Origin of the sequence: Streptococcus mitis, from assembly GCF_002096925.1 — a bacterium.
Classification (GTDB): Bacteria; Bacillota; Bacilli; order Lactobacillales; family Streptococcaceae; genus Streptococcus; species Streptococcus mitis_AF.
Genome location: NZ_NCVN01000053.1, coordinates 1 through 8,735 on the forward strand (window position 1 = coordinate 1; position 8,735 = coordinate 8,735).

General features: G+C 40.6%; 10 protein-coding genes, 1 tRNA gene, 1 rRNA gene, 1 other RNA gene and 1 pseudogene. 13 read left to right on the forward strand and 1 reads right to left on the reverse strand.

Annotation, left to right across the window (positions count from 1 at the left end):
• Positions 1-94: ribosomal RNA gene (rrf, locus tag B7692_RS07435) — 5S ribosomal RNA — on the forward strand; the annotation flags it as partial.
• A gap of 5 nt (positions 95-99) precedes the next feature.
• Positions 100-173 (forward strand) — tRNA-Asn (locus tag B7692_RS07440).
• Between the two features lie 55 nt (positions 174-228).
• Here B7692_RS07440 and B7692_RS10925 read toward each other — a convergent pair.
• Positions 229-384 (reverse strand): annotated as a pseudogene (locus B7692_RS10925) (ISL3 family transposase); the annotation flags it as partial.
• 445 nt (positions 385-829) lie between these two features.
• Between B7692_RS10925 and comW the strand changes: the two are divergent.
• The 11 genes from comW to B7692_RS07495 form a co-directional block, all read left to right on the forward strand.
• Complete coding sequence (gene comW / locus B7692_RS07445) at positions 830-1,066, forward strand: sigma(X)-activator ComW (RefSeq protein WP_084925929.1); 237 nt, start codon at positions 830-832, stop codon at positions 1,064-1,066.
• 230 nt (positions 1,067-1,296) lie between these two features.
• Positions 1,297-2,583, forward strand: a complete 1,287-nt coding sequence (locus tag B7692_RS07450; protein WP_084930356.1) for an adenylosuccinate synthase — start codon at positions 1,297-1,299, stop codon at positions 2,581-2,583.
• Positions 2,584-2,782: 199 nt separating this feature from the next.
• Positions 2,783-3,250 (forward strand): tRNA adenosine(34) deaminase TadA, encoded by a 468-nt coding sequence (gene tadA / locus B7692_RS07455; protein ID WP_084930351.1) that lies wholly within the window; start codon positions 2,783-2,785, stop codon positions 3,248-3,250.
• Positions 3,251-3,282: 32 nt separating this feature from the next.
• An RNA gene (ffs, locus tag B7692_RS07460) (signal recognition particle sRNA small type) lies at positions 3,283-3,380 on the forward strand.
• A gap of 56 nt (positions 3,381-3,436) precedes the next feature.
• Positions 3,437-3,880 carry a dUTP diphosphatase gene (locus tag B7692_RS07465; protein ID WP_084930352.1) on the forward strand — a complete coding sequence of 148 codons (444 nt, stop codon included), beginning with the start codon at positions 3,437-3,439 and terminating at the stop codon, positions 3,878-3,880.
• 1 nt (position 3,881) lies between these two features.
• The gene (locus tag B7692_RS07470) at positions 3,882-4,421 is read left to right on the forward strand and encodes a histidine phosphatase family protein (RefSeq protein WP_084930353.1); all 540 of its coding nucleotides are present in this window, start codon (positions 3,882-3,884) and stop codon (positions 4,419-4,421) included.
• Between the two features lie 13 nt (positions 4,422-4,434).
• Positions 4,435-5,796, forward strand: coding sequence for a DNA repair protein RadA (gene radA / locus B7692_RS07475; RefSeq protein ID WP_084930354.1), 1,362 nt, complete (start codon positions 4,435-4,437; stop codon positions 5,794-5,796).
• Positions 5,797-5,868: 72 nt separating this feature from the next.
• Entirely contained in the window at positions 5,869-6,366 is a 498-nt protein-coding gene (locus tag B7692_RS07480; protein WP_004240973.1) for a beta-class carbonic anhydrase, read from the forward strand.
• Between the two features lie 24 nt (positions 6,367-6,390).
• Positions 6,391-7,206: a PrsW family intramembrane metalloprotease gene (locus B7692_RS07485; protein ID WP_084930355.1), complete on the forward strand. Its 816-nt coding sequence runs from the start codon at positions 6,391-6,393 to the stop codon at positions 7,204-7,206.
• Between the two features lie 145 nt (positions 7,207-7,351).
• A complete protein-coding gene (locus B7692_RS07490) occupies positions 7,352-8,320 on the forward strand; it encodes a ribose-phosphate diphosphokinase (RefSeq protein WP_000010158.1) in 969 nt (322 codons plus the stop codon).
• Between the two features lie 257 nt (positions 8,321-8,577).
• Positions 8,578-8,735: transposase (locus tag B7692_RS07495; protein WP_205008225.1), on the forward strand; the 158-nt coding region annotated here is incomplete at its 3' end.

Below are 8,735 nucleotides of genomic sequence, written 5' to 3' on the forward strand. Positions count from 1 at the left end.
ATACACCTGTACCCATGCCGAACACAGAAGTTAAGCCCTAGAACGCCGGAAGTAGTTGGGGGTTGCCCCCTGTGAGATATGGAAGTCGCTTAGCTTTAATCCGCCATAGCTCAGTTGGTAGTAGCGCATGACTGTTAATCATGATGTCGTAGGTTCGAGTCCTACTGGCGGAGTAGTTAAGAAAAAGAGGTTTAGGCCTCTTTTTTGTTATGTAATTTATAATCTATCTCGTGTCATTAGACTTCCGCAATCAGGACAAGATGGGCCCTCACAATTTAGTTTAGCAATGATTTCTTTGTGGGTATCTATATTAACAACATCCATAATTTGGATATTAGGGTCTTTAATGTCTAGTAGTTTTGTGATAAAATGTAATTGTTCCATATGAATCTTTCTAATGGGTTGTTTGGTCACTTTTCATTATAGATCTTATGGGACTTTTTTTCTACAACAAAATCGGCTCCATAAGATCTATAGGGGATTTTCCCACTACAAATATTATAGAGCCTTTTTGCCGAGTAAAGTTTCAGAGCCCTCCGTTTTCGAGTAATGTACCACAGTTTTAAGGAGATCTTTTTAGTACTTTAATCGAGGATAGCGAAGAGGCTAAACGTTGCGGACTGTAAATACGCTCCTTCGAGGGATTCGAATCCTTCCGCTTCCATTATCTTAATTTTTGAAATTTAGGTAGTAGATTTCCTCCTATTCTGTCAACTTTTCCTATTTGTTATCTTTTTGAGGTTAGTATTTGAGCAATTCAGGATTTGATAATAACTGTTTATAATTTTTTGTTAGAATAAGCTTATAAAAAGTAAAGGAGTGTATGCTTATGTTACAAAAAATTTATGAGCAGATGGCGGATTTTTATAGAAATATTGAAGAAGAGTATGGTACGTTCTTCGGAGATCATTTTGACTGGGAACATTTTCATTTTAAATTTTTGATTTATTATCTTTTCCGATATAGCATTGGGACTCATCGGGATTTTATTGTTTACCATTATCGTGTTGCTTATCGTTTGTATCTTGAAAAATTGATAATGAAACAGGGTTTTGTTGCTTGTTGAGACAATATGAGTTAATTTCCGAACAAATTTAACTTTTTGTGGGAAAATAATGATAAATAGCCGGAATTTTTTCTAAAACTTTCTTTAATAGTTGGAAATAGCAAATCTTTTTATTGTTTCTTCTTGATAAAAAGGCGATTTTTTCTTATAATAAATTGTAAGATATAATTGCAGGTGAGAGTCCTGCCATGTATGTGAGAAAGGAAGAGCCTGAGGGCTCAGACAAGATTATGACTTCAGTTGTTGTTGTAGGTACCCAATGGGGTGATGAAGGTAAAGGGAAGATTACAGACTTTCTTTCAGCGAATGCAGAAGTGATTGCACGTTACCAGGGTGGTGATAATGCAGGTCACACGATTGTGATCGATGGTAAGAAATTTAAGTTGCACTTGATTCCATCTGGAATTTTCTTCCCTGAAAAAATCTCTGTTATTGGGAATGGTATGGTTGTAAATCCTAAATCTCTTGTAAAAGAGTTGAGCTATCTTCATGAGGAGGGTGTGACAACTGATAACTTGCGTATTTCTGATCGCGCGCATGTTATTTTGCCTTATCATATCGAGTTAGACCGTTTGCAAGAAGAAGCTAAGGGCGACAATAAGATTGGTACTACAATTAAAGGAATTGGTCCAGCTTATATGGACAAGGCTGCTCGTGTTGGGATTCGTATCGCAGATCTTTTGGATAAAGATATTTTCCGTGAGCGTTTAGAACGTAACCTTGCTGAAAAGAATCGTCTTTTTGAAAAATTGTATGATAGTAAAGCGATTGATTTCGATGATATTTTTGAAGAATATTACGAATATGGTCAACAAATCAAGAAATATGTGACAGACACATCTGTTATTTTGAATGATGCGCTTGATAACGGTAAACGTGTGCTTTTTGAAGGTGCACAAGGTGTTATGCTAGATATAGATCAAGGTACGTATCCATTTGTTACGTCATCAAACCCTGTGGCTGGTGGTGTTACGATTGGTTCTGGTGTTGGTCCAAGTAAGATTGACAAGGTTGTTGGTGTATGTAAAGCCTATACGAGTCGTGTAGGAGACGGTCCTTTCCCAACTGAGTTGTTTGATGAAGTGGGAGAACGTATCCGTGAAGTCGGTCATGAATATGGTACAACAACTGGTCGTCCACGTCGTGTGGGATGGTTTGATTCAGTTGTGATGCGCCATAGCCGTCGCGTTTCTGGTATTACTAACCTTTCATTGAACTCTATCGATGTTTTGAGTGGTTTAGATACTGTGAAAATCTGTGTGGCCTATGATCTTGATGGTCAACGTATTGACTACTATCCAGCTAGTCTTGAGCAATTGAAACGTTGCAAGCCTATCTATGAAGAGTTGCCAGGTTGGTCAGAAGATATTACCGGAGTTCGTAATTTGGAAGACCTTCCTGAGAATGCGCGTAACTATGTTCGTCGTGTGAGTGAATTGATTGGCGTTCGTATTTCTACTTTCTCAGTAGGTCCTGGTCGTGAACAAACAAATATTTTAGAAAGTGTTTGGTCGTAAGAGATTTTTAAGATTTGTTTAAGATAGGTCGGGTATACTATAGACAGTTACAAGAAGACCTCCTAACTTGTTGTAACAAATATCCTAAACTTTTCTTTTTCATAATAATCTCCCTATAAAGTCACCGCATTCGGTGGCTTTTTTTGTGTTGGGATTCATGATATAATAATAAAATCGATAAGTAGGAAAAGAGAAACGGATGAATTATACAGTTGAAGAAAAAGAAGTCTTCATGAGAGAGGCCTTGAGAGAGGCTGAGATCGCTCTTGAACACGATGAAATTCCAATTGGTTGTGTGATTGTCAAGGGCGGAGAAATCATTGGTCGTGGGCATAATGCACGTGAGGAGTTGCAGCGAGCGGTTATGCACGCGGAAATTATGGCTATAGAGAATGCGAACCTGAGTGAAGAGAGCTGGCGCTTGCTTGATTGCACGCTTTTTGTGACCATTGAGCCGTGTGTCATGTGTAGTGGGGCGATTGGACTCGCCCGCATTCCAAACGTGGTCTACGGGGCTAAAAACCAGAAATTTGGCGCTGCTGGGAGTTTGTACGATATCTTGACAGATGAGCGGCTCAACCATCGTGTGGAGGTTGAAACGGGAATTTTGAAAGATGAATGCGCAGCTATTATGCAGGATTTTTTTAGAAATAGACGGAAAAAATAATTTTGCTTTTAAAATGAATAGGAATGTGATATAATAAACAGTGGAGCAACAGTTCTGCGTGAAGCGGGTCAGGGGAGGAATCCAGCAGCCCTAAGCGATTTGAATTGTGTGCTCTTTTTTTCGTGCTTTTTCCGAATAAATAAGATAGAATAATCTAGAATAAATGATAATAGAAAAGAGAAGATGATGAAAATTCGTGGTTTTGAATTGGTTTCTAGTTTTACAGATGAGAATTTATTGCCAAAGCGTGAGACAGCGCATGCGGCTGGTTACGACTTAAAGGTTGCTGTGCGTACAGTTATCGCTCCAGGAGAGATTGTATTAGTTCCGACAGGGGTTAAGGCTTATATGCAACCGACTGAGGTCCTATACCTCTATGATCGTTCTTCAAACCCTCGTAAGAAGGGTTTGGTTTTAATTAACTCGGTTGGGGTCATTGATGGGGATTATTATGGAAATCCTGGGAATGAAGGGCATATTTTTGCTCAGATGAAGAATATCACAGACCAAGAGGTTGTTCTTGAAGTTGGAGAACGTGTTGTCCAGGCTGTCTTTGCTCCTTTCTTAATTGCAGATGGAGATGTGGCAGACGGTGTACGGACTGGTGGTTTTGGTTCGACAGGGGACTAGGATGAAGATTATCTTTGTACGTCACGGGGAGCCAGATTATAGTATGCTTGATAAACTTGAAAATCCGCAACTCTATAGTGGTTTTGGTCGTGATTTAGCACCATTGACAGGAAAAGGTCGCAGTCTGGCAAAAGAAGTTGCTAAAACTGCATGTTTTGGAAAGGCAGAGATTATTATTTCATCGTCTGTGACGAGAGCTTTAGAAACAGCCCATTATATAGCGGTTGAAACAGGATTGGACTTATTTGTGGAGCCGTTTTTTCATGAGTGGCGTCCAGACTTAGATAGTACTAACTCTGATTTAACTAGTGTATTGGTAGCTCATGAATATTATCTAAAACATCAAGGAGGTTTACCTGAAGATTCTCCTTATCGCTATGAAACTGCTCTGGAGATGCGTCATCGTTTTTTAAGAACTTTGGAAAAATATAAAAATTATAAAACTATTATCATTGTAACTCACGGAATGCTCATGCGTCAGTTTGTGCCAAATGAGAAGATTGATTTTTGCCAAGTGATTGAATGTGAGATAGAGATATAGAAAGAGGTTTATTATCGCAAAGAAAAAGGCGACATTTGTGTGTCAAAATTGTGAATATAATTCCCCCAAGTATTTAGGGCGCTGTCCCAACTGTGGGTCTTGGTCTTCTTTTGTAGAAGAGGTTGAGGTTGCCGAGGTAAAGAATGCGCGTGTGTCCTTGACAGGTGAGAAAACCAAGCCCATGAAACTGGCTGAGGTGACTTCAATCAACGTCAATCGAACCAAGACGGAGATGGAGGAATTCAACCGTGTACTTGGAGGCGGAGTGGTACCAGGAAGTCTCGTCCTAATCGGTGGGGATCCTGGGATTGGGAAATCAACCCTTCTCTTACAAGTCTCAACCCAGTTGTCTCAAGTGGGGACTGTTCTCTACGTCAGTGGGGAGGAGTCTGCCCAGCAGATTAAATTACGTGCAGAGCGTTTGGGAGATATTGATAGCGAGTTTTATCTCTATGCAGAGACCAATATGCAGAGTGTTCGAGCTGAGGTGGAGCGCATCCAGCCAGACTTCCTCATTATTGACTCCATTCAGACTATTATGTCTCCTGAGATTTCAGGGGTGCAGGGATCTGTTTCTCAAGTGCGTGAGGTGACGGCTGAGCTTATGCAACTGGCCAAGACCAATAACATTGCCATCTTTATCGTAGGTCATGTGACCAAGGAAGGAACCTTGGCTGGTCCTCGTATGCTAGAGCATATGGTGGATACGGTGCTTTACTTTGAAGGGGAGCGCCACCATACCTTCCGTATTTTAAGAGCGGTCAAAAACCGTTTTGGTTCCACTAATGAGATTGGGATTTTTGAGATGCAGTCGGGCGGATTGGTTGAGGTACTCAATCCGAGTCAAGTTTTCCTAGAAGAGCGTTTGGATGGGGCGACTGGTTCGTCAATCGTTGTGACCATGGAAGGGACGCGTCCGATTTTGGCGGAGGTTCAAGCTTTGGTAACACCGACTATGTTTGGAAATGCTAAGCGTACGACGACAGGACTTGATTTTAATCGTGCGAGTCTGATTATGGCTGTTTTGGAAAAGCGGGCAGGGCTTCTCTTGCAAAATCAAGATGCTTATCTCAAATCTGCTGGCGGTGTCAAATTGGATGAACCTGCCATTGACTTGGCTGTTGCAGTTGCCATTGCTTCGAGCTACAAGGACAAGCCAACCAATCCTCAGGAATGTTTTGTGGGAGAACTGGGCTTGACAGGAGAAATTCGGCGTGTGAATCGTATCGAGCAGCGTATCAACGAAGCCGCTAAGCTGGGATTTACCAAGATTTATGTACCGAAGAATTCTTTGACAGGAATTACTCCGCCTAAGGAAATTCAGGTCATTGGCGTGACAACGATTCAGGAAGTTTTGAAAAAGGTTTTTGCTTAATCTGTGACAAATCCTCTTAAAAATGATAAGATAGGAGAAATATTTGACTATCAAATTTTCAAGGAGGGAATCGTGTCGTATTTTGAACAGTTTATGCAAGCCAATCAGGCTTATGTTGCCCTACATGGGCAGTTAAATCTGCCACTTAAACCCAAAACAAGAGTGGCTATTGTGACCTGTATGGATTCACGTTTGCACGTGGCGCAAGCTCTGGGCTTGGCACTTGGGGATGCTCATATCTTGCGGAATGCAGGTGGTCGAGTGACTGAGGACATGATTCGTTCGCTAGTTATTTCCCAGCAACAAATGGGGACAAGAGAGATTGTGGTATTGCACCATACAGACTGTGGTGCTCAGACCTTTGAAAATGGGCCTTTTCAGGAGTATTTAAAAGAGGAACTAGGTGTCGATGTGTCAGACCAGGACTTCTTGCCCTTTCAAGATATAGAGGAGAGTGTACGTGAGGACATGCAACTCCTTATCGATTCTCCCCTAATACCAGATGATGTCATTATCTCTGGTGCTATTTACGATGTGGATACAGGAAGTATGACAGTCGTAGAATTATAAATACTTCATATAGAAAGAAAGTGTATGAAGAAAAACAGCATTTTATTTATTTTTATTTTATTGCTATGTATTGGTTTGCAGTATGAAACAATCTACTATACGGATGGTTCGATGTCAGGTGCAGAATATGGCCTAATGGGAGTTTCTATCTTTCTAGCTCTCTTTTACATGATTCCGGCTCTTTATTTCCTTTTCCGTATTGGGAAAAAATGGGAATTGCCAAAGAATGCCTTGATTCTGTCTTTATTGGGTGGGATGTTCCTTTCAGGTTGGTTGTCTAGCTTTGCTAATACCTATATCCATGATTTACTGGGGGTTCTTTTCCCAGATAGTGCATTTTTAAATGCCTTTGAAAGTGCCATTGTGGCTCCTTTGGTAGAAGAACCCTTGAAATTGTTGCCACTTGTCTTTGTTTTAGCTTTGATTCCTGTGCGAAAATTAAAATCTTTGTTTTTACTAGGAATTGCTTCTGGTTTGGGTTTCCAAATGATTGAGGATATTAGTTACATTCGTACGGATTTGCCAGAGGGATTTGACTTTACTATTTCGAGAATTTTAGAGCGTATCATCTCAGGAATTGCCTCTCACTGGACTTTTTCAGGTCTAGCTGTAGTAGGTGTTTACTTACTTTACAGAGCCTATAAAGGACAGAAGGTTGGTAAGAAAGAGGGGCTTATTTTCCTAGGTTTAGCCTTGGGAACTCACTTCCTGTTTAATTCTCCTTTTGTGGAGTTGGAGACAGAGTTGCCTTTAGCGATTCCAGTGGTTACAGCCATTACTCTCTATGGTTTTTACCAGGCTTATCGCTTTGTTGAGAAGCACAATGAGTTGATGAACTAGAATATTTTTCAAAAGAATGATGCAAGGGGACAAATATGGTGCCCTTCTTTTATTTTTGATTGAAAAATAGTGTAAAAAGCGCTACAATGGTAGATGGAAAAATCTTGTGAAAAGCACAAGCGATACATATATACCGGAGGAAATCATGTCTTTTTCTGATTTAAAGCTGTTTGCCCTTTCTTCTAATAAAGAATTGGCAGAACGTGTGGCGCAGGAGATTGGGATAGAGTTGGGGAAATCAAGTGTTCGCCAATTTTCAGATGGAGAGATTCAGGTCAACATCGAAGAATCAATCCGTGGGAAACACGTCTTTATCCTACAATCAACTAGTTCGCCTGTAAATGACAATCTGCTTGAAATTTTGATTATGGTGGATGCTTTGAAGCGTGCGAGTGCAGAATCTGTCAATGTTGTCATGCCTTACTATGGGTATGCACGTCAGGATAGAAAGGCGAGAGCGCGTGAGCCAATCACTTCAAAACTTGTCGCAAATATGCTTGAAGTAGCTGGAGTGGATCGTTTATTGACAATCGACTTGCATGCTGCGCAGATTCAAGGATTCTTTGATATTCCTGTGGATCACTTGATGGGTGCTCCTCTGATTGCGGATTATTTTGAGCGTCGTGGTATGGTTGGTTCTGACTATGTGGTTGTCAGCCCAGACCATGGAGGGGTGACTCGTGCCCGTAAGTTGGCAGAATTTTTGAAAACATCTATCGCTATTATTGATAAACGTCGTAGCGTTGATAAGATGAATACTAGTGAAGTCATGAACATCATCGGTAAGGTCGAAGGCAAGACTTGTATCTTGATTGACGATATGATTGATACTGCTGGAACGATTTGTCACGCGGCAGATGCCCTTGCGGAAGCGGGTGCTGTTGAAGTATATGCAAGCTGTACGCACCCAGTTCTTTCTGGTCCTGCCATGGACAATATCCAAAAATCAGCTATTAAGAAATTGGTTGTTTTGGATACAATCTACTTGCCAGAAGAGCGTTTGATCGATAAGATTGAGCAAATTTCAATCGCTCATCTCCTAGGGGATGCTATCGTCCGTATCCATGAAAAACGCCCACTTTCTCCACTTTTCAGTATTGAGAAAAAGATTTAAGTTTTCACTTAGAATAAAACATACTCCTTGTACTGGCCCCCAAAAGTTAGACAATTAATTTATACAAAGGATTTAGTTCTGTATTGTACAGGGCTAAGTCCTTTTAGTTATGTGACTATTAGTCCGTCTCGCTCCGTTAGGTGAGAGACAAAAAAACCACCCGCTATGCGGGTGCGCGTCGAAGGTTATACCAAAAAAACTCCGAACGCGATACAATAAAGGTGTTCAAGCCAATTGTAAAGCGAAAGGAGAAAAATATGGCACAAAAGGTATATAGTTTATCGCACACAAAGTGGCACTGTAAGTATCACATTGTGTTTACCCCTAAGTATAGACGAAAAGTTATCTATAATCAATATCGAAGTAGTTTAGGCGAAATATTTCATCGCTTGTGTAGTTATAAAGGAGTTGAAAT

Bases quoted from the DNA above. Each gene is read 5' to 3' on its own strand.
- B7692_RS07465 (WP_084930352.1), top strand. From the start codon at position 3,437: ATGAAAATTCGTGGTTTTGAATTGGTTTCTAGTTTTACAGATGAGAAT.
- B7692_RS07490 (WP_000010158.1), top strand. From the start codon at position 7,352: ATGTCTTTTTCTGATTTAAAGCTGTTTGCCCTTTCTTCTAATAAAGAA.
- B7692_RS07450 (WP_084930356.1), top strand. From the start codon at position 1,297: ATGACTTCAGTTGTTGTTGTAGGTACCCAATGGGGTGATGAAGGTAAA.
- comW (WP_084925929.1), top strand. From the start codon at position 830: ATGTTACAAAAAATTTATGAGCAGATGGCGGATTTTTATAGAAATATT.
- B7692_RS07470 (WP_084930353.1), top strand. From the start codon at position 3,882: ATGAAGATTATCTTTGTACGTCACGGGGAGCCAGATTATAGTATGCTT.
- tadA (WP_084930351.1), top strand. From the start codon at position 2,783: ATGAATTATACAGTTGAAGAAAAAGAAGTCTTCATGAGAGAGGCCTTG.
- B7692_RS07485 (WP_084930355.1), top strand. From the start codon at position 6,391: ATGAAGAAAAACAGCATTTTATTTATTTTTATTTTATTGCTATGTATT.